Here is a 23417-nt window from a genome sequence, read left to right on the forward strand (position 1 = left end):
CGTCGATAATGCGAGCCACAAGTCTTTTTTGGCTGTGCCGCGAACGGCAATCCAGGCGGCAACCTGCATCTCAGTCAAAGTGAGGATGTTATCAATGCGAACGAAGAGCATGAACACGAAGGTTCTGAGCCGTACCGGCACGACGGTAGCACTTGCCCTGTTTCTGGGCGTAGCAGGCTGCAAGAGCAGCTCCCCGGCCCAGGCCCCCAACGTCATCAACACGGCGGCTGCGACGGCGAGCACCGGCACAGGCGTGGACCCTGCCGCCGTGAATATGGCTCCGGTCAATGGCGCTGCGCCGGCTCCCGCGCAAGGGCAGGTGATGGGCGCGCGCTCGGTCTACAGCGGCACCCAGTCCGGCGAAGAGTATCCGCCGCAGCAGGCCGCCCCGCAGCAGCCGCCTCCGGGCGAGACGGCTCCGGCGAACCCCGACGACTACGGCCCGAACCAGCAGTATGCGGCTGGGGATCAGGGTTCGTACGACAGCCAGGCCGATGCCGGTGAGGACGCGCTCTACGCCGACCAGCCGCCGCCGCCGCTGCCCGTCTACGAGCAGCCTGTGGTCGACGACCCTAACTACATCTGGACGCCCGGCTACTGGAGCTTCGGCCCCGGCGGCTACTTCTGGGTGCCCGGCGCATGGGTGGCTCCGCCCTTCATGGGTGCTCTGTGGACGCCCGGATATTGGGGATACGGCGGCAGCCGCTACCTCTTCCACCGGGGCTACTGGGGGCCGTACGTGGGCTTCTATGGCGGCATCAACTACGGCTTCGGGTACACGGGCTACGGCTACAGCGGCGGCTACTGGAACGGCAACAACTTCTACTACAACCGCTCGGTCAACCGGATCAATCCGGGTATCCGCAACTTCTACGAGCATCCTGTAGAGAGCCGTGGCGGCTACAGCCGCGTCAGCTATAACGGCGGGCGTGGAGGTCTTACCGTGCGGCCGCGGCCGGCGGAGATGGCGGCCATGAGGCAGCAGCGGGTTCCGGCGATGCGGACCCAGATCGACGCCGTGCGCTCGGCCGGGCAGAACCGCCAGCAGTTCTTCAACCAGAACAAGGGACGCCCTGCGGTAGCAGCCGCGGCCCGGCCCTATCAGGCGAACCGCGTCGCCGCTCCGGCTGCCATGCAGCATGTGCAGCAGCAGAACCAGCAGCGGCTGCAACAGATGAACGGGCAGCATCCGCAGCAGATGAATGGGCGTCCGCAGCCGGGGAACCAGCCACAGGGCAACCAGCAGCGCGAGCAGCAGCAGAGGCCGCAGCAGCCGACGGGAGCTGAACGCGGCGGACCGCAGAACCGGATGCAGCAGCCGAATCAGGTGCAGCAGAACCGGGGCGCTCAGAATGAGCAGATGCAGCGTCAGCAGCCACAGGTGAACCAGCAGCGGAACGAACAGAATACGCAGCGTCCGCAGCAGCAGCAGCGCCCGCAGGAGATGGAGAGGCAGCAGCAGGTGCAGCAGCAACAGCGTCAGCAGCAGATGCAGGTTCAGCAACGTCAGCAGCAACAGGTGAACCAGCAGCGCGAACAGCAGCAGCAACAACAGCAACGGCAGATGCAGCAGAGGCCACAGGTGCAGGCTCGCCCGCAGATGCAGCAGCAGCGTCCCCAGCAGCAACAGCAGCCGAGGCCGCAGATGCAGCAGGCGCACCCGCAGCCCCAGCCTCAGCGGGCGGCTCCGCCACGGGGTGGCGGGGAAGAGCATCATCGCTAAGGCAGGCATAGCCGCCTATTCTGGCTGAAGGCCTCCGGGAGTTTCCCGGGGGCTGGCTAGAGCCTTGGTCGACAGCAGCAGATGCCTCCGCGTCGCTCCTGAAGGCAAACAAAAAACAAGCGACAGCAAGATCTCGATGGCCTATTCATACGCGGTTTTATCGCTCATGGGTGGGCCATCCGTTTTTGCACGGCCTCAGGGGAAAGTGTCCTGCCGGACGGGCCTCCTGCGCGGAGGGCGGGCGTTTGCACGCCTTTTTACGGCTTCGCGTGGTCCTCCCGCTGGTCGGAAGAAAGATTCTCGCTGTCGACCAGCGGGAGGCTTCATGCCGCCCCGAGAACCGCACGAAGTGCCGACGTGCGGGGGTTACTCCCTGGCTCACCGCTGGCATGTGGCCCGCGTCTTCCCGGCAAAGCCCTGTAGCATCTCAGATGAGGCTTTCCCCGTGCCGTATATCTATATCGACAAGGTCCTGAATGAGCTGCGCGACGAGCTGCTCTCCGCCATGCACGCGGCGGTGCAGCGCGAGCTGCGCCAGGGCCGGATCGACGTCGGAGCCCTCTACCGCTCGTTCACGCGGGCTGCGGCCAAGCAGTGCTCGAACCCGGCGCTAGTCTCCGACAAGTGCATCGAGGCCAATACCGTACGGCCCAAGAAGGGCCGCAGCGTGCGGGCCGAGGAGTGATGATCCGTGTTTCAACGTCTGATAACTGTTGATCTTGCACAAGTAGCCTGTAAGGGCGGGCTGTTTACGCCGTACACACGGGAAATCTTTGAATCCATGCAACCTTTCGGGAGTCCTATGGATGTATGCGGAAGGAGGAGTCGATGACGAATCGCAGCTTGAAAACATTGTCGGTTCTTGCTCTTGTGCTGAGCCCCGCGCTCGCCTTCGCAAGGCCCATCCAATCCAGCGGCGTTCACCAGCGCCCGGTACTGTTCCACGATCGCAGCGCGCGTATGCACGTTGATCGCGGCTCTGTTGCCCACCACTAAACTGCTGTAAAGCACCTGATCTCCAGAGTTAGAGTTTCGGACGGCCGCGAAGCTAGCGCGCGGTAGCCCGGGCTCTCTGGATAAAGGCTTCAACCTTGGCCCGGTCCTTTACCCCGGCCGATTGCTCCACACCACTGGCAACGTCCACGCCCCACGGTTCAAGCGCCGCAATCGCTTCCCCCACATTCTCAGGAGTCAGGCCACCGGCTACGATCAGCCGCAAGGCATTGTGCTGCTTCAAAACGCCGCGGGCGCGGCCCCAGTCGAAGTGGACCCCGGTTCCGCCGGTCGCGGAGCCAATCTTGGAATCGACCAGCACGCGGTAGCCCTCTGGTGCGCTGGCCACCTCGGCCAGTTGGCGGGTGGCTTCGTTTTCTTGCTCTGGGCCTCCATCGACGACCCAGGAGAGGGTGGGGATGATCTGGACGCCGGGCAGTTTGGCGGCCACGGCCCGCGCCAGGGCCAGATTGACGCCGCCGTGGAGCTGCACCGTATCGAGACCGGCCTCGGTGGCGGCGCGGGCGATCTCCTCCGCGTCCGGCGTGGCGAAGACTCCGACCTTCTCGACGTGGCTGGGCAGATGTGGCGTAATAGCCGCTACCTGTGCGGCGACCACGCGGCGCTTGCTGGGCGCGAAGACGAAGCCCACTGCGTCTGCACCGGCTTCGGCGGCCATCAGGGCGTCATCGAGAGTGGTGTTGGCACAGATCTTGATCCACATGGCTTAAACCGCGCAGGGGGCAGCTTTGCCGATGAGCTGGGCCAGCGCCACCGCCGGGTCCGGCTCCCGCATCAGCGTTTCGCCGACGAGAAAGGCGTTGTAGCCCGCTCCGAGCAGACGCTCGATGTCTGCGGAGTCGCGGATGCCGCTCTCGGCCACGCGCAGGACGCCCGAGGGCATGGCCGCGGCCAGCTCGGTGTGGGTCTCGGGCTTTACCTCGAGGGTCTTGAGGTCGCGGCTGTTGACGCCGATGACCTCGAACCCGAGGGCGACCGCACGCTCCAGCTCGGACAGGTTGTGGACCTCGCAGAGGACGTCGAGACCCCGGCGTGCGGCCTCAGAGGCCAGTTCGGCCAGCACTGCATCGGGGTGCGCCGCGACGATCAGCAGGATGGCGTCGGCTCCGGCGGCACGGGCTTCGAGGATCTGGAAGGGATCGAGGATGAAGTCCTTGCGCAGCACGGGGATGGAGACGACGCGGGAGACCGCCTGCAAGTCGGCGAGCGAGCCCTGGAAGTAGTCCTCGTCGGTGAGCACGGAGATGGCCGCCGCACCTGCCGACTGGTAGCGCTGGGCGATCCACGCGGGCTGGAAGTCGGCCCGGATGACGCCGCGCGAGGGCGATGCCTTCTTGACCTCGGAGATGATGGCTGGGCCGGTGGAGGCGACGCTGCGCAGCCCGGCGGCAAAGCCACGCGGCTGGTGGGCCTTGGCGAGCGCCTCCAGATGGCCGAGGTCGGCTGCCTGCTTGCGCTCCATCACCCGCAGCAGCGTGGTGGCCATGATCTTTTCGAGGTGCGTGGACATGCGATCTCCTGGAGAAAGTGTTACGAGCAACAAAACACCCCTCACGCTGGAGGGGTGTTTTTAGAACTTTGGTGCCGAAGAAGGGACTCGAACCCCCACACCCTTGCGAGTACGTGGACCTGAACCACGCGCGTCTGCCAATTCCGCCACTACGGCACTACCTTCAAGCCATCCGGGGAGGCACTCCCGAACTCCTTGCCTGAATCCTGAGTATGCCAAATTTGGCCCCTGGTGTCAATTCCGGCTGCCTTCGGTACACTGGGTTCAGGTTGACGTCCCGAGTTCGGTTAGCATAACTCCCTCCCTGGCGAGCGCCAACGCAAGAGGTCCTAATTTCTATGACGCCAGTGCCGCCCAAACCGGCTCCAGCCGGGGCCACGGATGCCAATTCGGAGCTGATTCCCGACGAGCTTGCACTCGACATACGCCGCTACGCGCACGACCTGTCGAACGCGCTCGAGATCATCGTGCAGACCAGCTACCTGCTCTCGACCGCCGAGCTGAAGGAACCGGCTGCGGCGTGGCTGGGGATGCTCGACGGCGGCGTGGAGAAGGCGCTCGAGATCAACCTGGCGCTACGCAACTACATCAAGGCGCACACGGCCAAGTAGCTACTTGGCCGCTTTCTTCGCGGCCTTCTTGACGACTTTCTTAGCCGTCCGCTTGGCCACACGCGGGGCCGCTGCCTTTTTCGCGACCGTGGCGCGCCGCGCTCCCACAGCCTTCACCGGCTTGCCGACGCTCGCCGAGGCCAGCCCCGCCGCGAATCCCGCGGCCAGAGCTGCCTTGGTCCCATCCGTCGCGGACTCCAACTGCTTCAGCTTGTCGGCGTGGCTTTCGAGCAGCTTTTCGAGCGACTGGATCAGCGTGCGGGTCTGCATGGGCTTGACCAGCATCTTGTCCGCGCCCATGTTCTGCCAGTCTTCGTCGGCGACGGGGAAGGCGGTGAGCAGCGCCACGGCCGGATGGTAGGCCGCGGTGCGAGCCGCCACGATCACCTCGCGGCCAGCCTCGTCGGACTCCATCCGCATGTCGGTGATGACCATGTGGTACTCGCGGGCCTTCAGCCGGGCCCTGGCCTCGCGCGCGCTGGCCGCGGTGTCCACGTCGAAACCGCTGATCTCCAGCACGGCTTTCAGGGTAAGAAGCACAGCCACTTCATCGTCCACCAGCAGGATTCGACGCTTGCTCACAGTTCAGCTCTCCTCAATTACCAGAGTCGTTCGATCCGGACTCATGTCATGCAGCATCTTTCTGCGCTCCTATCATCATCGCAGACCGCAGTCTCCGCAACCACGGAGGCCGAACGGTCATCTAATCGACTGTAAGCCCAGAAGCTATCCCGTTCCGGCACAACTTCTGGTGCAACGTGGGCCAGATACGCCGATATCACAGAAAAGACGTGGATTAGTGCTATACTCCACGTTGCAGCGGCTTTTGCCGAACTGGGGCAAACCCGCGTCTAAACTCCTAACCACAGACATGGCCGGCCGGTGTGCCGTCCGTGGAGGCCACCTATTCCACCGATTGATAAGCGTTCCGCAAAATCCTTTATCCGCACCAACGAGCGCATTCGCGCCCGCGAAGTCCGCGTCATCGACGAGAACGGCGAGCAGTTGGGCGTCATGGTCCCCTTCGAGGCCCTGAAGCTGGCCCGCGAGCGCTCGCTCGACCTGGTCGAGATTTCGCCCAATGCCGTTCCCCCTGTGTGCAAGATCCAGGACTACGGCAAGTTCCTTTATGAGAAGGACAAGTCCGACCGCGCCGCGCGCAAGAAGCAGAAAGTTATTGTTATCAAAGAGGTTAAGTTCTCCGTCACGGTAGACGAGCACGACTACCAGACCAAGAAGAACATGGCCGTGCGCTTCCTCGGTGAAGGCGACAAGGTAAAGGCTTCGCTGCGCTTCAAGGGCCGCCAGATGGCCCACCGCGATCTGGGCTACAAGATCATCAACCGCCTGATCGTCGATATCGGCGACGCCGGACTGGTCGAGTTTATGCCGCGCATGGAAGGCACCACCCTGCACGCGATCCTGGCACCTTCGAAGAAGGCCGAGCAGCAGCAGCAGGCTCCGCCGCCGAAGAAGCCGGCTCCTGCGGCCTCCACTCCCGCGGCACAGGCTCCGGCCGCGAAGGCCGAGCCCGTTGCGACGACTGCCGAGTAACGCGATTCTCCCAGTATCTTGAACTTTAGGTCCTGAAGAAGATCGACAAAGTCGGCGCGTCGGACATATAAAAACAGCAAAGTCGAGATCGCCCCCATCGGCACGATGAGGGGCGATTATTTTCGCCTCAAAAACGAGACGGATGTTACCTTTGTTGTCATAAATCAGATCGCCCCGGTTCATATCTACATCGAACAGATGGAGATGATATTTAGCCGAAGCCTCATCTGCTGCAGAGTGAAGAGACGTACAGAGTTTGCCTCCGTCTCGGTCCAGTACTTCCGGCTGGTTCTGGATCGTCCAATTCATGTAAAGCTTCGACGATAAGATCTCGAGTACACGTCTCACAATGACTGACTCCCCGATCTCCGACAACCCGATCTTTCCTCTGCCACGCTGGCTGAAGCTCGGCAGCATCTCCTCTCTGCTGTTTTCGGCAGTGCTGGCAGCGGCGTTCATCATCGCCGGCGGCTTCACGGTCTACTCCAATATGCGAAACACCGAGGAAGTCAGGGCCTGGGTGAGCCACTCGCAGGGCATCGTCACGAATCTGCAGGTGCAGGAGCAGCGGCTCGATCGAGTGGATTATGGCCTGCAACTGTACAGCCTGACCGGAGTGCGAGCCCATCTGAAGATGGCCTCGTCCAACCTGTCGACCCTCAGCATCAGCCTGGTGCAGCTACGCGATCAGATGAAGGATAACGACTCGCAGGAACGCCACGTGCAGGAGCTGGATCGGGCGGTGGCGGACCTGGTGAACGCGCTCAACCAACCCGATGTGGGCTCCGATAGCCGGACCGACCCCCAGAACCGGCCGGTACCTGAGCGACAGATCTCCGTCTGTCGCGACAAGCTCAGCATCCTGTTGCAGGAGGAGCGCGCTCTGCTGCGACAGCGGAGCGACGGCTCACGCAATAGCTTCTACCGCAGCTTTCTGCTGACAATCGGCTACCTGGGCGTCTCGACTGTGATCGTGGCGCTGCTCTTCGGCTTTCTCTTTCGCGATAGCTGGCGGCGGCGGCACGATGAGCGGAGGCTCTTCGCGGCCAACAACGAGCTGGAGGCGACGGTTCTCAAGCTGACGGAGCGGGTACACGAGTCGGCGCTGCTGACCTCGGCCCGCGACGAGCTGCAGCTCTGCACCTCGGCCCAGCAGGCGTATGATTGCGCGGCGCACCATATGCAGCGGCTGCTGCCGGATACGAATGGCGCGATCCTGATGATCAGCAACTCGCGGCGCATGGTGGAGATCGTCTCCGAGTGGGGGCACCCCACCGCGCTGCTGGACGGCGTCGATCTGAACGCGTGCTGCGGCCTGCGCGCAGGCAAGCTGCGCTGGCGCAAGCCGGGACTCTCGGAGCTGGACTGTGCGCACTTTCTCGGAGCGCCGCCCGATACTTACCTATGCGTGCCGCTGGCCGCCTACGGCGAGACGATGGGGTTCGCGTTCATCAGCTTCGAGAAGCCCGAGGCCGTGCCGCTGGCTGAGGCGCGTAGTCCGCTGGTGATGGAGCTGGCCGAGCTGGGGTCGCTGTCGATCGCGGGCCTCAACCTGCGCGCGAGGCTGGAGCGGCAGTCGATCCGTGACGGGCTGACCGGGCTCTTCAACCGGCACTTCATGGAGATTGCACTGGAGCGCGAGATCCGCCGGGTGAAGCGGCAGAAGACCACGCTGGCCGTGCTGATGCTGGATGTGGATCACTACAAGCAGTTCAACGACACCTTCGGGCACGAGGCCGGGGATATCGTGCTGCGGCAGGTGGCGGAGTGCTTCCGCAGGGCGGTGCGGGAGGAGGACGTGATCTGCCGGTATGGCGGCGAGGAGTTCATCATCATCATGCCGGATGTGACGGAGCAGATCGCGAGGCTGCGCGCGGAGTCGATTCTTACGAGTGTTGCCGAGACACAGATGCAGTTTCGCGGCGAGGTGCTGCGGTCGGTGACGGTGTCGGCGGGCATTGCGATGTATCCGGTGGCGGGCAAGCGGGGCGAGGAGCTGATCCGGATGGCGGATGCCGCGTTGTACCGCGCGAAACACAATGGCCGGAACCAGGTCCAGTCGGCCTCCACGAAGCTGGAGCCGGAGACCGCGACCACCCCGCAACCAGCCTGACGGTACTTCGTGCGATTCTGAGCCAGCGGAACAACCATGCGAGCGGCCTTGGACGCTTCGCATGGGCTCAAGTTGCAGATATCTCCGCCGCGGTGTAAGGTAAAGGGCAAGATGATCCAGAGCTTTAGCCCGTCGTTTACCATCCGCTTCTGGCGCGCCTATTGGCGTGTGGGGGCGGACTCGGCGGTGTAGATATAGGACTCATCTGACAGATTGCTTCACGCTTCAGACGATTCCATACGACCCACGAGCCGCTGCCCACATCCGGGTAGCGGTTTTTTAGTGTCAGCAGAGAGATTTTTGGAGAACAGGCAATGGCAACGATGACAATCCCGGCCCACGACCTCAAAGGACGCTTCGGCGCCTATGGCGGACGCTACGTGCCCGAGACCCTGATGGCCGCGCTCGAAGAGCTGGAGGCCGCCTATGCCGCAGCCGACGCCGACCCCGGCTTCCATGCCGAGCTGGACGGGCTGCTGCGCAACTACTGCGGACGGCCTACGCCGATCTACTTCGCCAAGCGGCTGAGCGAGCACCTGGGCGGCGCGAAGATCTACCTGAAGCGCGAAGACCTGCTCCACACCGGCGCGCACAAGATCAACAACGCGCTGGGACAGGGCTTGCTGGCGAAGCGCATGGGCAAGCAGCGCATCATCGCGGAGACGGGCGCAGGCCAGCACGGAGTGGCCACCGCGACCGTGTGCGCGCTGCTGGGGCTGGAGTGCGTGATCTACATGGGCGAGGAGGACATGCGGCGGCAGGAGCTGAACGTCTACCGGATGCGCCTGCTGGGTGCGGAGGTGCGCGGTGTGGCCTCCGGCTCGGCGACCCTGAAGGACGCTATCAACGACGCCATGCGCGACTGGGTGACGAACGTCCGCACGACCTATTACATTCTCGGCTCGGCGCTTGGCGCGCACCCCTACCCGACGATGGTGCGCAACTTCCACCGCGTCATCTCGATCGAGGCGCGCAGGCAGTTTCTGGAGGAAGTGGGTCGGCTGCCGGATGCAGTCGTCGCCTGTGTCGGCGGCGGCTCGAACGCCATTGGGGCCTTCTATGAGTTCATTCCCGATGCAAACGTGCGGCTGATCGGCGTCGAGGCCGGTGGCCGCGGCACGGCGCTGGGCGAGCACGCGGCGCGGTTCCAGAGGGTCGGCGGCGGCGTTCCGGGAGTGTTGCAGGGGACGTACTCGTATGTGCTCCAGAACGATGCCGGACAGGTCAGCTCGACCCACTCGGTGAGCGCGGGGCTGGACTACGCCAGCGTCGGCCCGGAGCACGCGATGCTGCATGACTCGGGCCGCGCCTCGTACGTCTCGGCCACCGATGCCGCCGCGCTCGCAGCTACCGTTACGCTCTCGCGCACCGAGGGGATTCTTCCGGCGCTCGAATCCGCACACGCGGTTGCCGAGGCTATCCGCCTCGCGCCGACCATGGGGACTGACCAGATCCTGATGGTCAACCTCTCCGGCCGTGGCGACAAGGATATGGGGATTCTCTCGCGGGAACTGGATCTTCAAGGCGCAACCGCAAAAATTTAGAACGTAGCTCTTAGAACGTAGTTCGAGGAACGCATGGCAATCGAATTTCGCACCAAACCCGGCATCGTAGCCTACCTGACGGCGGGCGACCCGGACCTGAACACCACCCGCGATATCGCGCTCGCCGCCATCGACAACGGCGCGGACGTCATCGAGCTGGGCGTGCCCTTCTCGGACCCGCTGGCCGATGGCCCCGTCATCCAGCGGGCCAGCGAACGGGCCGTCGCGCGAGGCGTCCGCCTGACCGACGTGCTCGCCCTGGCGAAGGAGCTGCGCACGGCGCGCCCCAACTGCGGACTGGTGCTCTTCAGCTACCTGAACCCCGTCGTCCGCATGGGCATGAAGGCGTTCTGCGCGGCGGCGGCTGAGGCCGGGGCCGACGGCGTCCTGCTGACCGACATGATCGTCGAAGAGGCCGACGAGTATCGGGCCGAGATGGCCGCAAACAACCTGGCCCCCATCTTTCTGGCCGCGCCCACCAGCCCCGATGCCCGCCTGAAAGCCATCGGCGAGGCCTCACGCGGCTTCGTCTACGCCATCTCGCGAGTGGGCATCACGGGCGCGCAGCAGACCATCGCCGCGGACGCCGCGGAGCTGGTCGGGCGGCTGCGCCGGTTCACCCAGTTGCCTATCGCTGTAGGCTTTGGCATCTCGACGCCCGAGCATGTGCAGGCGGTCGGCCAGTTTGCCGACGCGGCGATTATCGGCTCGGCGCTGGTCGCGCTCATCGAGCGGTCGGCACCCGAAGAAGCAGCCACCGCAGTCGGAAGATTTATCGGCAGCTTGCGCGCCAACCCAGCCAGTCCAGCGGCGGGGACTCTATGATGGAGGTTCAAGGTCTCGGAGGACGTTCTATGGAAATTGTGGAATTGCGGCAAAGAATCGACGAGCTGGATGAACAGATCGTCAAGCTCATCAGCACGCGGGCCGAGGCGGCTCAGGCCATCGGCCAGTTGAAAAAGGTGACGGACATCCCCGTCTATGAACCGAAGCGCGAGAAGGAAGTGTTGGAGCACGTGCAGGCCGTGAACCCGGGGCCACTGGCCAATGCGGAGATCGTCCACGTTTACGAGCGCATTATGGATGTGATGCGGACCTTGCAGCGGCGGTAAAGCAAAGCTTCACCGCAAAGTTTTAGCAATTAGCACCAAACAAGTTACATATTTACCGCAGCAAAAATTCTGCTCAATTCTGGTTACAGATAAGAGCTTCTGGAAACGAAGAAGGAAGACACGCAATGATCGTAGCGATGCAGGATGAGGCTAAAGAAGAGCTAATACAACAGGTCATCGAAAAGATGGTGGAGATCGGCTTCGACGTCCACCGCACCACCGGAGCCACCTCGACGATTCTCGCCGGAGTCGGCAAGCCCGGACACTTCGATGTCGCCGAGTTCCAGGTGCTTGAGGGCGTTCACCAGGCCTACCGGATCAGCTCGCCGTACAAGCTGGCCGGACGCGGCTTCCGCCCCGAAGGCACCACCATCACGTTCCCCAACGGCGTCGTGGTCGGCGGCGAGAACGTAACCATCATGGCCGGGCCGTGCTCGGTCGAGTCGCCCGAGCAGATCCTGCTCAGCGCCCAGCAGGTGAAGGCTGCAGGCGGCCAGTTCCTGCGCGGCGGAGCCTTCAAGCCACGCAGCTCGCCGTACAGCTTCCAGGGCATGGGGCTCGAGGGCCTGAAGCTGCTGCGCGAGGTCGCCGACGAGACCGGCCTGCTCGTTATCACCGAGGTCATGGAGATCTCGCAGATCGAGCTCATGCTGCCTTACATCGACTGCTTCCAGGTGGGCGCGCGCAACATGCAGAACTTTAACCTGCTGCGCGAGCTGGGCTATGTGCGCAAGCCGGTGCTGCTGAAGCGCGGCATCGCCGCCACCATTGAAGAGGTGCTGCTCTCGGCCGAGTACATCCTCTCCGGCGGCAACTACGACCTGATGCTCTGCGAGCGCGGAATCCGCACCTTCGAGACCTACACACGCAACACGATGGATATCTCGGCCATCCCGGTGCTCAAGAAGCTGACGCACCTGCCTGTGCTGGGCGACCCCTCGCACGGCGTCGGCAAGCGGGAGTTCGTTGCGCCGATGGCCCTGGCCTCTGTAGCTGCGGGCGCGGACGGGCTGCTGATGGAGATGCACCCGAATCCCGACAAGGCCCTCTCGGACGGTGCCCAGAGCCTCTTCCCGGAGCAGCTTGAGAAGCTGGTCGCGCAGTTGCGGCAGATTGCCCCCATCGTCGGCCGCAGCGTGGCGTAGTAGCATCGCGGAATGGAACGAGTTGCAATCGTCGGAACGGGGCTGATCGGAACATCGATCGGCCTCGCTTTGCGTGAGGCGGGTTTTGCGGGCGAGATCGTCGGCGTAGACAACAACGCCGCGGAGCTGGAAACAGCCGTGGCGATGGGCGCGATCTCACGCGCGGGCGTTTTCGATGATGTGACGCAGGCCGACGTCGCCGTGCTGGCCGTGCCCGTGCTCGCCATCATGGATTGGATGGAGCGGCTCGCGCCACGGATGGGCGCGCATCAGCTCATCACCGATGTGGGCAGCACCAAGCTGGCCATCGTGGAGCACTCCCGCAAGCTGAAGCTCAATGGCGATGCGGCCCGCTTTCTGCCGGGGCATCCGATGGCGGGTAAGGAGTCGGGCGGAGCGGCTCTGGGTGAGGCGAAGTTGCTCGATAATGCGATGTGGCTCTTTACGCCGGTTGATGAAGAGACCTCCATCGAGGCCGCGTGGCGCGACTGGGTGGCGAAGTTCGGCTGCCGCAGCATGAACCTCGATCCGGCCCGCCACGACACGCTCTGCGCCTGGGTCAGCCACATGCCCCAGATGGTCGCGACCGCGATGGCTGCGCTGCTCGAAGATGAGCTGGCCGGAGCCGATGAGATTGCCGCCATCGGCGGACGTGCGCTGCGCGAGATGACTCGGCTAGGGGCCAGCCCCTACAGCATGTGGCGCGACGTCGCCATGACCAACACCGCGCCTGTCGCCGCAACGCTCTTCGCACTGGAGCAGCGGCTTGCCCACATCCGCGAGAACCTGAAGACGCCGGAGCTGCGCGAAGAGTTCGGCAAGGCGAATCGCTTCCGCGCCCCGCGCAAGTAAAGGCATGTCCTGCCGGACGGGCCTCCTGCGCGGAGGGCGGTCACTTCGTGACGCGTATACCTTGTCTTGATGACTCAAAAGACATCGGTCCTCCCGCTGGTCGGAGACAAGCGGAAGGACCTCAGAGAATCAATTCCCCATACCACCCCGAGAATGGCACGAAGTGCTAATGGGCTACAGCGTCTTCGGGTAGAGGCTTCTCAGCTTTGCTCGGCAGCCTCATCAGGAACGGCAGCGGGCACAGGCAAAGAATCATCATCGACAACACTGCGAAGGCGTTCTTGTAACTCAACATCGAAGCCTGCCGAAGCATCTGCTGATAGGCGTATCCGGTAGCAGTCTGTGCGGCCTGGGCCGCAGTCATACCGCCCGAACGCAGCATCGAGACGATAGCGTCCATGTAGCCGCGATAGCCGGGGCTGCCGGGAATCACGTTACTCACAAGCACCTGCTGGTGCGTCTGCGCCGTGCGCGCCAGGAACGTCGTCAACAGCGCCGTGCCCGCCGAGCCGCCGAGATTGCGAGCAAAGTTCGAGAGGCTAGAGATCTGGTTCGACTTCGAGCGCGGCACGCCCACGTAGTTCAACGTCGAGATGGGGATGAAGATGAACGGCAGTCCGATCACCTGCAACATACGCCAGATCGTCACCGTGCCGAAGCTGCTGTCGAGCGAGAGCCGTGTCAGGTTGTAGATGCCGATGGACGTGGCCAGATACCCGAGGCAGACCGTCAGGCGCGGGTCGATCTTCCACCCTAGCGAGCGGCCCGCGATGATCATGCCGAACATCATCACAAAGCCCGCCGGCGACAGCACCATACCGGCGCGTTCGGCGGTGTAGCCGAGCAGAGATTGGAGATACTGCGGGATGAGGACCGTGGAGCCGAACAGCACCATGCCGAGGATGAGTTGCAAGAAGACAGCCGTGCCGAAGTTCCGATTTTGTAACAGTTTCAGGTCCACAATCGGATCGGGGTGCCGCCACTCCCAGAAGACGAAGGTGATGAGCAGGCAGGCCGCGAGGATGGCGACGGTCGTAATCATCGGATCGCCGAACCAGTCCTTCTCCTGTCCCTTGTCGAGGAAGAACTCGAGGCAGCCGACACCCGACGCTACCAGCGCCAGTCCCATGAAATCGACGGGAGCTTTGATCTTGGTGCGCGCCTTCAACTGCGGTGGGTCTTCCACCATACGGTTCGAGAGCCAGAGCGACAGCAGGCCGATGGGCAGGTTGATGAAGAAGATCCAATGCCAGTTGTAGTTGTCGGTGATGTAGCCGCCCAGCGTCGGCCCGATCGCCGGGGCGATGACGACGGCGGTGCCGTAGACCGCGAAGGCTTGCCCACGCTTGGCTACCGAGAAGGTATCGGCCAGGATGGCCTGCTCCGATGGTGCAAGACCGCCGCCGCCTGCACCTTGCAGGATGCGGGCCAGGATCAGGATTGGCAGCGACGGCGCGAGTCCGCATAGCAGCGAGCAGACGGTAAAGACCGCGACGCACGTCATGTAAAAACGCTTGCGGCCGATGCGGTTCGAGAGCCAGCCGGAGATGGGCAGCACCACGGCCGAGCTGACCAGGTAGCTGGTCAGCACCCATGTCGCCTCCTCCTGCGATGCGCCGAGCGAACCGGCGATGTGCGGCAGAGCCACGTTGGCAATGGAGGTATCGAGCACTTCCATGAACGTGGCCAGCGTGACCGTGAGCGCGATCGCCCAGGGATTGTAACGCGGCTTCCACTCGTCTTCGTGATGCGCAGTATCAGGCATATCAGTGTACTGATATAGTATCAGCTAGCTGATATGAAAACGCCTCAGGAGAAGATTAAGAAATCAACACGCGAGACGGAGATGCGCCGGGCCGGTGTCAACATTAAGCATCTGCTAATTGCGCTGCGCGGCCGTATGGATGAACGTCTCCGCGAGCGCAAGATCACCTCGGCGCAACTGCGGTTGCTGCGTGAGTTGCAGGTGACTCCCGGCATCTCCGGGGCGAAGCTTGCGCGGGCGTGCTCGATTACGCCGCAGACTGCGCAGGCGATGCTGGTGCGCTCGGTGAAGGCGGGATGGATTGTTCGCGGGGCGGACAAAGAGAATGGACGGCTGGTGACGGCGCGCCTGACTCCGGCGGGGGAGAAGCTGCTTGCCTACGCCGAGCAGATCGTCCGCGAGGTGGAGGCGGATGCCTGGGCGGGCCTCTCGGTCGGGGAGCTTCGCAGCCTTAGCGTTGTTCTCGAGCGTGTCCTCGCCAACCTTGACACCGAGTGCGGTTCTCGGGGCTGCATGGGGAAGTAACCTCAGCGAGAATCTTTTATCCCGACCAAGGGTAGGACCACGCGAAGCCGTAAAAAGGCGTGTAAACGCCCGCCCTCCGCGCAGGAGGCCCGTCCGGCAGGACAAGCAACAACAAAAGCGCCCTAACGCCGGGCGGGCGGCACTTCGTGCTGTTCTCGATGCTTCGCGTGAACGATGTCTTCAGGAGATGAGGAACTTCTCCACCGAGCGCAGCGCCAGAGCCATGATCGTCAGGGCCGGGTTCGCCGCTAATGCGCTGGGGAAGATGGAGTTGTCGCAGATCCAGAGGTTCGGAATCTCATGACTGCGCCCCCACGGATCGACCACGCTGGTATCCGGGTCGTTACCCATGCGGGCGGTGCCGATGACGTGGGCCGAGCGCTCGAAGGTCCAGATGTCGCTGGCCCCGGCGGCCTCCCACGCCGCCGTCATCAGGTGGGCGCTGTGGCGCGAGAGAGCCCACTCGTTCTCGCCGTAGCTGAAGTGGATGCGGGCGCGGGGGACGCCGAACTCGTCGGTTTCCTCGGCCAGCTCGAGGAAGTTGTGGTCGTAGGGCAGGCAGTCGCCGCTGATGCCGAGGCCCGCAACGTAGTTGTAGCGAGTCAGGTAGTCGACCAGCGGCTGGCCCCACAGGCCGCGGCCTCGGGCAACCTGCTGGGCGAAGGTGACAGGCACGACGCCGAGGCTCTGGACCAGATAGCCTCCGGCGAAGTCGGCGTTCTCGGGGCGCATTGTGGCGTCGGACTCGGAGATGAGCGAGGCGGGGAAGCCTCGGTGGCCGCGCATCAGCTCGTCAAAGGTGCCCCAGACCTGCGTGGAGACGTGCGCCATGAAGTTGCGGCCAAGCTGCCCGGAGCCGTTGGCGAGGCTGTTGTGCAGCAGCAGGCGCGGGGTCTCGACGGCTCCGCCGCAGAGGTAGAGGGCGCGGCAGGGTTGGCGGACATTTTCGCCGCCCGAGCTGTAGACGACGGCGGTGATGAGGCCGGACGCATCGCGCTCGAGGGTGTGAACGAAACAGCCGGGACGAATCTCGGCTCCGGCGGCGACGGCCGAGGGGATGAAGGTGACGTCCATGCTGGACTTCGCGCCGAAGACGCAGCCCTGGTGGCAGTAGCCGCAGCCCACGCAGGCGCGGCGCTCGGGGTAGCCGGGCTGCTGGTAGGGCCGCGAGGCCGTGGCCACGGGGGCCTCGGCGGTTGTGAGTCCCAGGGCCTCGAAGCCGCGCTGCATGGCCTGCGCGGGGGCGTTCAGGGGCACGGGGCCGAGGGGATAGCGGCGGGTCGGGTCCCAGGGGTAGTGGGCCGGGCCGGAGACGCCGATGAAGCGCTCGGTCTCCTCGTAGTAAGGGAGGAGGTCGGCGTAGGTGAGGGGCCAGTCGATCTCCGGGGCCAGGCCGGATTCGGTGGCGAGGCGCAGGTCGCGTGGGTAGGCGCGGGGGACGAAGGCTCCCCAGTGCAGGGTCGAGCCGCCGACGCCGGTGCCGCTATTGTTGCCCCCGAAGGCCGTTGGGGTCTCGCCCGCGCTCAGGCGGTCGCCGAGCCAGTAGAGGTCGGCTGCGGCGACCTCATCGGCGGCGAACTCGTGCGCGGGATCACGCCACTTACCGGCTTCGAGAGCCACGACCGAAAGCCCGGCTCGGGCCAGGCGCTCGGTTACGGGCGCGCCTCCGGCTCCGGTGCCGATGACGACTACATCTACTGTCTCTGAGGTGCTGTATTGCTTCATGAGGCTGGTTCCCAGGGTTCGGTGGTGCCGGGGTCGAGGGTGACGAATCCCGCGTGAGGGGTATGCGCGCCGCCGATGCCGATGCCGCTGTAGCCGATGCGGGCGAGGGTCTGGGGGTGCGCCATCCAGAACTTGACGGCGTCGGCGCGGAGGTCCTCGAACCAGCGGGCTTGCGCGGATGGCGTGGCGGCGATCTGGTGGAGGATGGCGTCCTGATCGGCTGCGGGGAGGATGCTGAAAGACTGGGCAGCCAGCGCGTCGAGGGAGGCAGCGTAAGCCTCGCGGTCGGGCGGCAGGACGTCGTAGCGCCAGCCGTCGGTGTGGCCTGCGGCTAGTCGCTCGTCGATGAATCCGGCGAGGTCGATGGGGTTCTGCTGCTGGGGGATGACGCGGGCGACGACGGCTCGTAGCGTCGTCATCTGGGCTTCGGTGAGGGCGCGGGGTGTGGCGCTACGGGGTTTCGTGCGTTCTAAAAGAAGCTCGCGGGTGCGCGGGGAGACGCGGTCGGAGTGGATGAAGTTCAGGTAGGGCTGCGGAATACTGAGGGTTGCGAGGAACTCGGCGATAAGGGTGGCCAGCTCGTGGGGTTTTTCCATGGGAACCAGGTGCCCGCACTCGGCAACGACTTTGGTGATGGCGTTGGGGAAGTGGGACAGGGTGGTCTGCTGCTGGATTGCGAGGCCGAGGGAGGTGTCACGGTCGCCGGTGACCAGCAGCGTGGGCAGCGTGAGGGTGCCGACGCGGGCGGACCAGTCCTCGAGGCTGCCGCGCTCGATCCAGGCCGTCCACGCGGCGCGGTTCATGCGCAGCACGTCCTCGGTGGCGCGGGCCAGCACGTCTTCGGCGAGGATGCGCTCCTCGTACTTGGTGACGTAGGCGCGGGCGCGGAGGTGGTCGTCGGGCTGGAGTGCGCCGAAGGCCGCCAGCATCTTCTCGCGCTTGCCGGGGGCCATGGGCTCGGGGCCAGGGGGGGATGGGGCGATCAGGATGATGCCCTCGAGGCCGGTGGGGCGGCGGGCGGCCAGCACGGCGGCAACCTTGCCGGACAGGCTGTGGCCGACGAGGAGGTAACGCTCGAGGTGGAGGGAGTCGATCAGCTCGGCGACGGCGTCGGCCATCTCGGTGACGGTGTAGCCGGGGAGGTGGGCCGAGTCGCCGAAGCCGGGGAGATCGACCGCGACGGTGTGGACCTGGGGGCCGAGCGCGGCGACGACTTCTTGCCACTCCCGCGCGGAGCCGCCGAGGAAGTGCATCAGGATGAGTGTGGGTGATCCGGTGCCGGTCGAGTTGGCTGCGAGCATCGTGATGCGTGTCTCCACTTCTCGTTATACGTGGGTCGGGTAGAAGGAGTGTCAGGGGGCCACGCGAAGCAGTAAAAAGGCGTGCAAACGCCCGCCCTTCGCGTAGGAGGCCCGTCCGGCAGGACGTTTTTCTTCTTTAGAAGCAAAAGCAAAAACGCCCTTGCGCCGGGCGGGCGGCACTTCGTGCGGTTTTGGACGCTTCGCGTAACAGACAGGAACTCAAGGCTCCTTTGCCATTAAGATTGAAGATATGCCTACGATTAAGGTTCTCTGTCTCAACCCCAATGCGCAGTTGCCGCGCTACTCCCACACCGGCCCCTGGGGGGATCTGGCCGCCGATCTCTACGCGCTCGAAGCTACGACCCTGCCGCCGGGGAAGAGTGCGTTGGTTTCGACCGGCATCGCGCTTGAGTTCCCTTCCGACTACGGTGCGCTGGTCGAAGACCGCTCCGGGCTGGCCGTCAAAGGGGTTACGACTCTGGCGGGCGTCATCGACCCCGGCTATCGCGGGGAGATCAAAGTCGTCGTCCTGAACCTGAACGAGACCCCCTACGAGGTCGCCGCCGGGGACCGGATCGCGCAGTTGCGGATCGTGCAGAGGATTACGGCGGAGTTCGTTGAAGCGGATGCGATCGCCGAGGCGGCCCGGGGAGAGCGCGGTTTTGGGTCTACGGGGGCCTGACCGGGGTCTACCGGTACTTAAACAAGCCTACGGACGCATTTACCACAGGTTCATCTCACGCGCAGCCATGCGACAATCGTTACCAGCGAGCCATGCCAAATCAGCACGTTCAGCCCAGCCGCACCCTTCCTAGCCCGGCTACCATTACTCCCGCCCTGCTCAAGACCCACAGCATCACGGCGGAGGAGTACACCCGCATCGAAGCCGCCCTCGGGCGCACGCCCTCGCTCACCGAGCTGGGGATCTTTTCGGTGATGTGGTCCGAGCACTGCTCTTACAAGTCTTCGCGCGTCCACCTGAAGCGGCTTCCGACTAAGTCGGAGCTGGTCGTGCAGGGTCCGGGCGAGAACGCCGGTATCATCGAGGTGGGTGATGGCTGGGCGTGCGCGTTCAAGATCGAAAGCCACAACCACCCCAGCTACATCGAGCCCTACCAGGGCGCGGCGACGGGCGTCGGCGGCATTCTGCGCGACATCTTCACCATGGGCGCAAGGCCGCTGGCGGTGATGGACTCGCTGCGCTTTGGCCCTCTGATGGGCGAGGAGCAGGGTGTCGATTACCATCGCAACCGGACGACCATGAAGGGCGTCGTGCATGGCGTGGGCGGGTATGGGAACTGCTTCGGCGTGCCCAACCTGGGCGGCGAGACGCGGTTCGAGGAGTGCTACTCGGGCAATCCCCTGCTGAACGCCTTTGCGTTGGGCATGGTGCGGATGGATGAGATCTTCTACGCCAAGGCGACCGGCGTGGGTAACCCGGTGCTGTACGTCGGGGCCAAGACGGGCCGCGACGGCATCCACGGGGCCACGATGGCGTCCGAGGAGTTCACCGAAGGTTCGGAGCAGAAGCGTCCCAACGTCCAGATGGGTGACCCGTTCCTTGAGAAGCTGTTGCTTGAGGCTTGCCTTGAGGCCATGAAGACCGGCGCTGTGCTGGGGATTCAGGATATGGGTGCGGCCGGGCTTACCTGCTCGACCTGCGAGATGGGCGCGCGCGGAGAACTGGGCCTGACGATTGAGCTGGACCTGGTGCCGCAGCGTGAGACCGGCATGAACTCGTACGAGATCATGCTCTCGGAGTCGCAGGAGCGGATGCTGTTGGTGGCCGAGAAGGGCCGCGAGGACGAGGTCAAGGCGGTCTTCACCAAGTGGGGGCTGGACTGCTCGGAGATTGGGATTGTGACCGCCGACGATGTGATGCGGGTGACGCATCATGGCGAGCTGGTGGCGGAGATTCCGAACAAGTCCCTAACCGACGATGCGCCGCTCTACCACCGGCCTGTGGGCGTGTGGAATCCGCCGGTTCCTAAAGACCCGACGGCTGCGGTGCTCGCTGAGCTGAACAAGCCGCGGGACTATAAGGCTGATCTGAAGAAGCTGCTGGCCAGCGCGAATATCTGCGATAAGAAGTACATCTTTGAGCAGTACGACTCGATGGTTCAGACCAACACCGTGCAGGGTCCGGGCGGCGAAGCCGGCGTGATGCGGATCAAGGGCACCGGGCATCCGGCGATGCACACGTCGCCCTCGCTCGACACGATGATGCCGGGCGTGATTGGATTTGCGCCGTTGGGCGGGGATGAATCGACCGTGATCGAGGCCGCCAAGGGCGAGCGCGGGCTGGCGATGGCGCTGGCGGGCAATGGCCGCTGGACGTATCTCGACCCGAAGCTGGGCGCGATGCACGCAGTGGCTGAAGCCGCTCGGAAGGTCGCCTGTACCGGGGCCAAGCCGGTGGCGGCGACCAACTGCCTGAACTTCGGCAACCCCGAGAAGCCGGAGATTATGGCGCAGCTTTCGAACGCCATCGACGGCATCGCGGAGGCTTGCACTGCGCTGGGCACGCCGATTACAGGTGGCAATGTTTCTCTCTATAACGAGACCAAAGGTGAAGGAATCTATCCGACTCCGGTGCTTGGGATCGTGGGTATCCACGAGGATACGACCAAGGCTGTGCCGTCGAGCTTCCAGTGGGCTGGCGATGCGCTGCTGCTACTCTCGACCTTTACCGGTAAGGGACGCGATGCGAAGCAGGAGTTCGGCTCGACCGAGTACGCCCGAACTGTGCTGGGCGAGCTATGGGGTACTCCTCCGGTGCTGGATGTGACGGCAGAGGCTGTGCTGCATCGCTGCCTGATCGAGCTGGGAGCCACAGGATTGGTGCACTCGGCCTGCGATATCTCCGATGGCGGCGCGTTTGCTGCAATGATCGAGGCTGGTTTCTCGCGCGGTCTGGGTGTCGAGGTAAAGCAGACGCTGCGGAGCGAGGCCGCCGAGGCAGAGTGGACCTTGAAGGAGCGGATCTTCAGCGAGATTCCCTCTTCGGTGCTGCTCTCGGCCGATCCGGCTTCTGTCGAAGAGATCCAGAAGATTGTGGCCCGGCACACGGGTGCGTGGCTGGCTCCGCTGGGGACGATTACGGCGGGAGAGGTCAATATCAGCTTTGTGGACGAGGCTTCGACGGCGCAACTGGCCGTCATCTCCGGGCCGGTCGCGGAGTTCAAAACTGCGTGGTCGGATGCTCTCGAAGCGCAGCTTGCTGAAGAGGTTCTGGCGTGAACGAAGAGTTGCTGAAGGATGGTTTGCTGCTGGCTGAAAGCTCCTGTCGCCAAGGGGATGCTGACCTTGAGGAGGATGAGACGCCCTTCGACAAGCTGCGCGAAGAGTGCGGCGTGATGGCGATCTATAACCATCCCGATGCAGCCCGGATGACGTATTGGGGCTTGTACTCGTTGCAGCATCGCGGGCAGGAGTCGGGCGGAATCGCCTCGGCCGATGGCGAGATTGTCCACGATATCAAGGGCATGGGGCTGGTGTCGGAGATCTTTACCGACGATGTGCTGGCCAAGCTGCCGGGGCACATCGCAATCGGGCATACGCGCTATTCGACCACAGGAGACTCGGCGCTGCTGAACGCGCAGCCGATCTCGGTCGAGTCGACCAAGGGGCTGATTGCGATTGCGCATAACGGCAACCTCATCAACCTGGGCACGGCCAAAGAGCGGCTGGAACGCGACGGCGCGATCTTCCAGACGACCTCGGACTCCGAGATCATCATCCAACTGATCGCGCACTGCACCAAGAACACCCTGATCGACTGCATGGCCGACGCTCTGAGCCAGGTGGAGGGCGCGTTCTCCATCGTGATGATGACGCGCAACCGCATCTTCGCCGCGCGCGACCCCCACGGCTTCCGCCCGCTGTGCATGGGGCGGATCGACGGCAAGGACGGCGAGCCGGATACCTTCGTCTTCGCCAGCGAGACCTGTGCGCTGGACCTGCTGCACGCCCGCTATGAGCGGGACGTGGAGCCGGGCGAGCTGGTGATGGTGTCCGAGGACGGAGTGACCAGCCGGAGATTCTCGCCGCAGAGCACGCCCACGGCCTCGTGCATCTTCGAGCATGTTTACTTTGCCCGGCCGGATTCCAGAATCTATGGCCGCTGGGTCCAGACCAGCCGCGAGGAGATGGGGCGGCAGTTGGCGCGGGAGTCGGGCGTTCCGGCGGACCTGGTGGTGCCGGTGCCGGATTCGGGCGTAACGGCGGCGCTGGGGTATGCGGCAGAGTCGGGGATTCCGTTCAATTTTGGGCTGATCCGCAATCATTATGTAGGGCGTACGTTTATCGAGCCGACCCAGCGGGTGCGGGACTTCGGCGTGCGGATGAAGCTGAATCCGAGCCGGGCGCTGCTTGAGGGCAAGCGCGTGATCCTGATCGACGACTCGATTATTCGCGGGACGACCTCGCGCAAGATCGTCCGGATGGTTCGGGCGGCGGGAGCGATCGAGGTTCATATGCGGATCTCGTGTCCGCCGACGATCTCGCCCTGTTTTTACGGGGTGGATACTCCGTCGAAGAAGGACCTGATCGCGGCGAACAAGTCTTTGCAGGAGATCTGCGAGTTTATCGAGGCGGATTCGCTGGCGTATCTCTCGCTGGTGGGGCTGACGCACTCGTGTACGACGGGGGAGCCGCCGACGGGGCTTTCTCCGGCTTCGTTTTGCTCGGCTTGCTATACGGGGCATTATCCGACGCAATGGGTGGATGTGGCGGAGATTCTTCCGGCCAAGTAAAAGAAGAAAAGACACGGAGAAAAAGAGCGGCGATCATCTCGCCGCTCTTTTTTGTTTTCACGCGAAGCGTCGAGAACCGCACGAAGTGCCTCCCGCCCGGCGTCAGGGCGCTTTTGCTGCTGTTTTGAAAAGTACGAATCACTGCAAATATATGAGTGGGTTATTGTCA

22 protein-coding genes and 1 tRNA gene are annotated in these 23417 nt (G+C 64.0%); 16 read left to right on the forward strand and 7 right to left on the reverse strand.

The window, feature by feature from the left end; translation table 11 throughout:
* The first annotated feature begins 94 nt into the window (after positions 1–94).
* The 3 genes from FTO74_RS00775 (at position 95) to FTO74_RS00785 (ending at position 2719) form a co-directional block, all read left to right on the forward strand.
* Positions 95–1723 carry a YXWGXW repeat-containing protein gene (locus FTO74_RS00775; protein WP_162536439.1) on the forward strand — a complete coding sequence of 543 codons (1629 nt, stop codon included), beginning with the start codon at positions 95–97 and terminating at the stop codon, positions 1721–1723.
* Between the two features lie 325 nt (positions 1724–2048).
* Positions 2049–2408, forward strand: a complete 360-nt coding sequence (locus FTO74_RS00780) for a hypothetical protein (RefSeq protein WP_255462424.1) — start codon at positions 2049–2051, stop codon at positions 2406–2408.
* Between the two features lie 143 nt (positions 2409–2551).
* Positions 2552–2719, forward strand: a complete 168-nt coding sequence (locus FTO74_RS00785) for a hypothetical protein (RefSeq protein ID WP_162536440.1) — start codon at positions 2552–2554, stop codon at positions 2717–2719.
* A gap of 52 nt (positions 2720–2771) precedes the next feature.
* On the opposite strand, the gene FTO74_RS00790 is transcribed toward FTO74_RS00785, so the two are convergent.
* The 3 genes from FTO74_RS00790 to FTO74_RS00800 form a co-directional block, all read right to left on the reverse strand.
* A complete protein-coding gene (locus FTO74_RS00790; RefSeq protein WP_162536441.1) occupies positions 2772–3440 on the reverse strand; it encodes a phosphoribosylanthranilate isomerase in 669 nt (222 codons plus the stop codon).
* A gap of 3 nt (positions 3441–3443) precedes the next feature.
* Positions 3444–4247 (reverse strand): indole-3-glycerol phosphate synthase TrpC, encoded by an 804-nt coding sequence (gene trpC, locus FTO74_RS00795; protein ID WP_162536442.1) that lies wholly within the window; start codon positions 4245–4247, stop codon positions 3444–3446.
* A gap of 69 nt (positions 4248–4316) precedes the next feature.
* A tRNA-Leu gene (locus FTO74_RS00800) sits at positions 4317–4403 on the reverse strand.
* Between the two features lie 182 nt (positions 4404–4585).
* Between FTO74_RS00800 and FTO74_RS00805 the strand changes: the two genes are divergently transcribed.
* Positions 4586–4858, forward strand: coding sequence for a hypothetical protein (locus tag FTO74_RS00805; RefSeq protein WP_162536443.1), 273 nt, complete (start codon positions 4586–4588; stop codon positions 4856–4858).
* Here the strand turns inward: FTO74_RS00805 and FTO74_RS00810 are convergent, their stop codons facing one another.
* A complete protein-coding gene (locus FTO74_RS00810) occupies positions 4859–5440 on the reverse strand; it encodes a response regulator (protein WP_162536444.1) in 582 nt (193 codons plus the stop codon).
* A gap of 333 nt (positions 5441–5773) precedes the next feature.
* Between FTO74_RS00810 and infC the strand changes: the two genes are divergently transcribed.
* From infC to FTO74_RS00850, 8 genes are all read left to right on the forward strand, one after another.
* Complete coding sequence (gene infC, locus FTO74_RS00815; RefSeq protein WP_345934244.1) at positions 5774–6412, forward strand: translation initiation factor IF-3; 639 nt, start codon at positions 5774–5776, stop codon at positions 6410–6412.
* 349 nt (positions 6413–6761) lie between these two features.
* Positions 6762–8525, forward strand: a complete 1764-nt coding sequence (locus tag FTO74_RS00820) for a sensor domain-containing diguanylate cyclase (protein ID WP_162536445.1) — start codon at positions 6762–6764, stop codon at positions 8523–8525.
* A gap of 36 nt (positions 8526–8561) precedes the next feature.
* Positions 8562–8717 (forward strand): hypothetical protein, encoded by a 156-nt coding sequence (locus tag FTO74_RS00825; protein WP_162536446.1) that lies wholly within the window; start codon positions 8562–8564, stop codon positions 8715–8717.
* A 122-nt stretch (positions 8718–8839) separates the two neighbouring features.
* Complete coding sequence (gene trpB, locus FTO74_RS00830) at positions 8840–10069, forward strand: tryptophan synthase subunit beta (protein WP_162536447.1); 1230 nt, start codon at positions 8840–8842, stop codon at positions 10067–10069.
* 33 nt (positions 10070–10102) lie between these two features.
* Positions 10103–10894, forward strand: a complete 792-nt coding sequence (gene trpA / locus FTO74_RS00835) for a tryptophan synthase subunit alpha (RefSeq protein WP_162536448.1) — start codon at positions 10103–10105, stop codon at positions 10892–10894.
* 29 nt (positions 10895–10923) lie between these two features.
* Complete coding sequence (gene pheA / locus FTO74_RS00840) at positions 10924–11181, forward strand: chorismate mutase (RefSeq protein ID WP_162536449.1); 258 nt, start codon at positions 10924–10926, stop codon at positions 11179–11181.
* A 125-nt stretch (positions 11182–11306) separates the two neighbouring features.
* Positions 11307–12326, forward strand: a complete 1020-nt coding sequence (gene aroF / locus FTO74_RS00845) for a 3-deoxy-7-phosphoheptulonate synthase (protein WP_162536450.1) — start codon at positions 11307–11309, stop codon at positions 12324–12326.
* Positions 12327–12338: 12 nt separating this feature from the next.
* Positions 12339–13178, forward strand: a complete 840-nt coding sequence (locus tag FTO74_RS00850; protein ID WP_162536451.1) for a prephenate dehydrogenase — start codon at positions 12339–12341, stop codon at positions 13176–13178.
* Positions 13179–13344: 166 nt separating this feature from the next.
* Here FTO74_RS00850 and FTO74_RS00855 read toward each other — a convergent pair whose 3' ends face one another.
* Complete coding sequence (locus FTO74_RS00855; RefSeq protein WP_162536452.1) at positions 13345–14943, reverse strand: DHA2 family efflux MFS transporter permease subunit; 1599 nt, start codon at positions 14941–14943, stop codon at positions 13345–13347.
* A 33-nt stretch (positions 14944–14976) separates the two neighbouring features.
* Here FTO74_RS00855 and FTO74_RS00860 point away from each other — a divergent pair, with 33 nt between their 5' ends.
* Positions 14977–15468, forward strand: a complete 492-nt coding sequence (locus tag FTO74_RS00860; protein WP_162536453.1) for a MarR family transcriptional regulator — start codon at positions 14977–14979, stop codon at positions 15466–15468.
* Between the two features lie 180 nt (positions 15469–15648).
* On the opposite strand, the gene FTO74_RS00865 is transcribed toward FTO74_RS00860, so the two are convergent.
* The gene (locus tag FTO74_RS00865) at positions 15649–17193 is read right to left on the reverse strand and encodes a GMC family oxidoreductase (protein ID WP_162536454.1); all 1545 of its coding nucleotides are present in this window, start codon (positions 17191–17193) and stop codon (positions 15649–15651) included.
* On the reverse strand, positions 17190–18494 hold the full coding sequence (locus FTO74_RS00870) for an alpha/beta hydrolase (RefSeq protein ID WP_162536455.1): 1305 nt from the start codon (positions 18492–18494) through the stop codon (positions 17190–17192). The genes FTO74_RS00865 and FTO74_RS00870 overlap by 4 nt, the downstream gene beginning before the upstream one ends.
* A 250-nt stretch (positions 18495–18744) precedes the next feature.
* On the opposite strand from FTO74_RS00870, the gene dut reads away from it, so the two are divergent.
* The 3 genes from dut (at position 18745) to purF (ending at position 23248) form a co-directional block, all read left to right on the forward strand.
* Positions 18745–19176 (forward strand): dUTP diphosphatase, encoded by a 432-nt coding sequence (dut, locus tag FTO74_RS00875; RefSeq protein WP_162536456.1) that lies wholly within the window; start codon positions 18745–18747, stop codon positions 19174–19176.
* Between the two features lie 92 nt (positions 19177–19268).
* Complete coding sequence (gene purL / locus FTO74_RS00880; protein WP_162536457.1) at positions 19269–21734, forward strand: phosphoribosylformylglycinamidine synthase subunit PurL; 2466 nt, start codon at positions 19269–19271, stop codon at positions 21732–21734.
* Positions 21735–21850: 116 nt separating this feature from the next.
* A complete protein-coding gene (purF, locus tag FTO74_RS00885) occupies positions 21851–23248 on the forward strand; it encodes an amidophosphoribosyltransferase (protein WP_255462602.1) in 1398 nt (465 codons plus the stop codon).
* The last annotated feature ends 169 nt before the right edge of the window (positions 23249–23417 follow it).

Origin of the sequence: Granulicella sp. WH15, from assembly GCF_009914315.1 — a bacterium.
Lineage (GTDB): Bacteria > Acidobacteriota > Terriglobia > Terriglobales > Acidobacteriaceae > Edaphobacter.

What these genes read in the sequence shown, in the direction of transcription:
- pheA (WP_162536449.1), top strand. Translation starts at nt 10,924, where the DNA reads ATGGAAATTGTGGAATTGCGGCAAAGAATCGACGAGCTGGATGAACAG.
- trpB (WP_162536447.1), top strand. Translation starts at nt 8,840, where the DNA reads ATGGCAACGATGACAATCCCGGCCCACGACCTCAAAGGACGCTTCGGC.
- dut (WP_162536456.1), top strand. Translation starts at nt 18,745, where the DNA reads ATGCCTACGATTAAGGTTCTCTGTCTCAACCCCAATGCGCAGTTGCCG.
- purF (WP_255462602.1), top strand. Translation starts at nt 21,851, where the DNA reads ATGGCGATCTATAACCATCCCGATGCAGCCCGGATGACGTATTGGGGC.
- FTO74_RS00865 (WP_162536454.1), bottom strand. Translation starts at nt 17,193, where the DNA reads ATGAAGCAATACAGCACCTCAGAGACAGTAGATGTAGTCGTCATCGGC.
- FTO74_RS00775 (WP_162536439.1), top strand. Translation starts at nt 95, where the DNA reads ATGCGAACGAAGAGCATGAACACGAAGGTTCTGAGCCGTACCGGCACG.
- purL (WP_162536457.1), top strand. Translation starts at nt 19,269, where the DNA reads ATGCCAAATCAGCACGTTCAGCCCAGCCGCACCCTTCCTAGCCCGGCT.
- FTO74_RS00805 (WP_162536443.1), top strand. Translation starts at nt 4,586, where the DNA reads ATGACGCCAGTGCCGCCCAAACCGGCTCCAGCCGGGGCCACGGATGCC.
- trpC (WP_162536442.1), bottom strand. Translation starts at nt 4,247, where the DNA reads ATGTCCACGCACCTCGAAAAGATCATGGCCACCACGCTGCTGCGGGTG.
- trpA (WP_162536448.1), top strand. Translation starts at nt 10,103, where the DNA reads ATGGCAATCGAATTTCGCACCAAACCCGGCATCGTAGCCTACCTGACG.
- FTO74_RS00825 (WP_162536446.1), top strand. Translation starts at nt 8,562, where the DNA reads ATGCGAGCGGCCTTGGACGCTTCGCATGGGCTCAAGTTGCAGATATCT.
- FTO74_RS00780 (WP_255462424.1), top strand. Translation starts at nt 2,049, where the DNA reads ATGCCGCCCCGAGAACCGCACGAAGTGCCGACGTGCGGGGGTTACTCC.
- FTO74_RS00870 (WP_162536455.1), bottom strand. Translation starts at nt 18,494, where the DNA reads ATGCTCGCAGCCAACTCGACCGGCACCGGATCACCCACACTCATCCTG.
- FTO74_RS00820 (WP_162536445.1), top strand. Translation starts at nt 6,762, where the DNA reads ATGACTGACTCCCCGATCTCCGACAACCCGATCTTTCCTCTGCCACGC.
- FTO74_RS00785 (WP_162536440.1), top strand. Translation starts at nt 2,552, where the DNA reads ATGACGAATCGCAGCTTGAAAACATTGTCGGTTCTTGCTCTTGTGCTG.
- FTO74_RS00790 (WP_162536441.1), bottom strand. Translation starts at nt 3,440, where the DNA reads ATGTGGATCAAGATCTGTGCCAACACCACTCTCGATGACGCCCTGATG.
- FTO74_RS00860 (WP_162536453.1), top strand. Translation starts at nt 14,977, where the DNA reads ATGAAAACGCCTCAGGAGAAGATTAAGAAATCAACACGCGAGACGGAG.
- aroF (WP_162536450.1), top strand. Translation starts at nt 11,307, where the DNA reads ATGATCGTAGCGATGCAGGATGAGGCTAAAGAAGAGCTAATACAACAG.
- FTO74_RS00850 (WP_162536451.1), top strand. Translation starts at nt 12,339, where the DNA reads ATGGAACGAGTTGCAATCGTCGGAACGGGGCTGATCGGAACATCGATC.
- FTO74_RS00855 (WP_162536452.1), bottom strand. Translation starts at nt 14,943, where the DNA reads ATGCCTGATACTGCGCATCACGAAGACGAGTGGAAGCCGCGTTACAAT.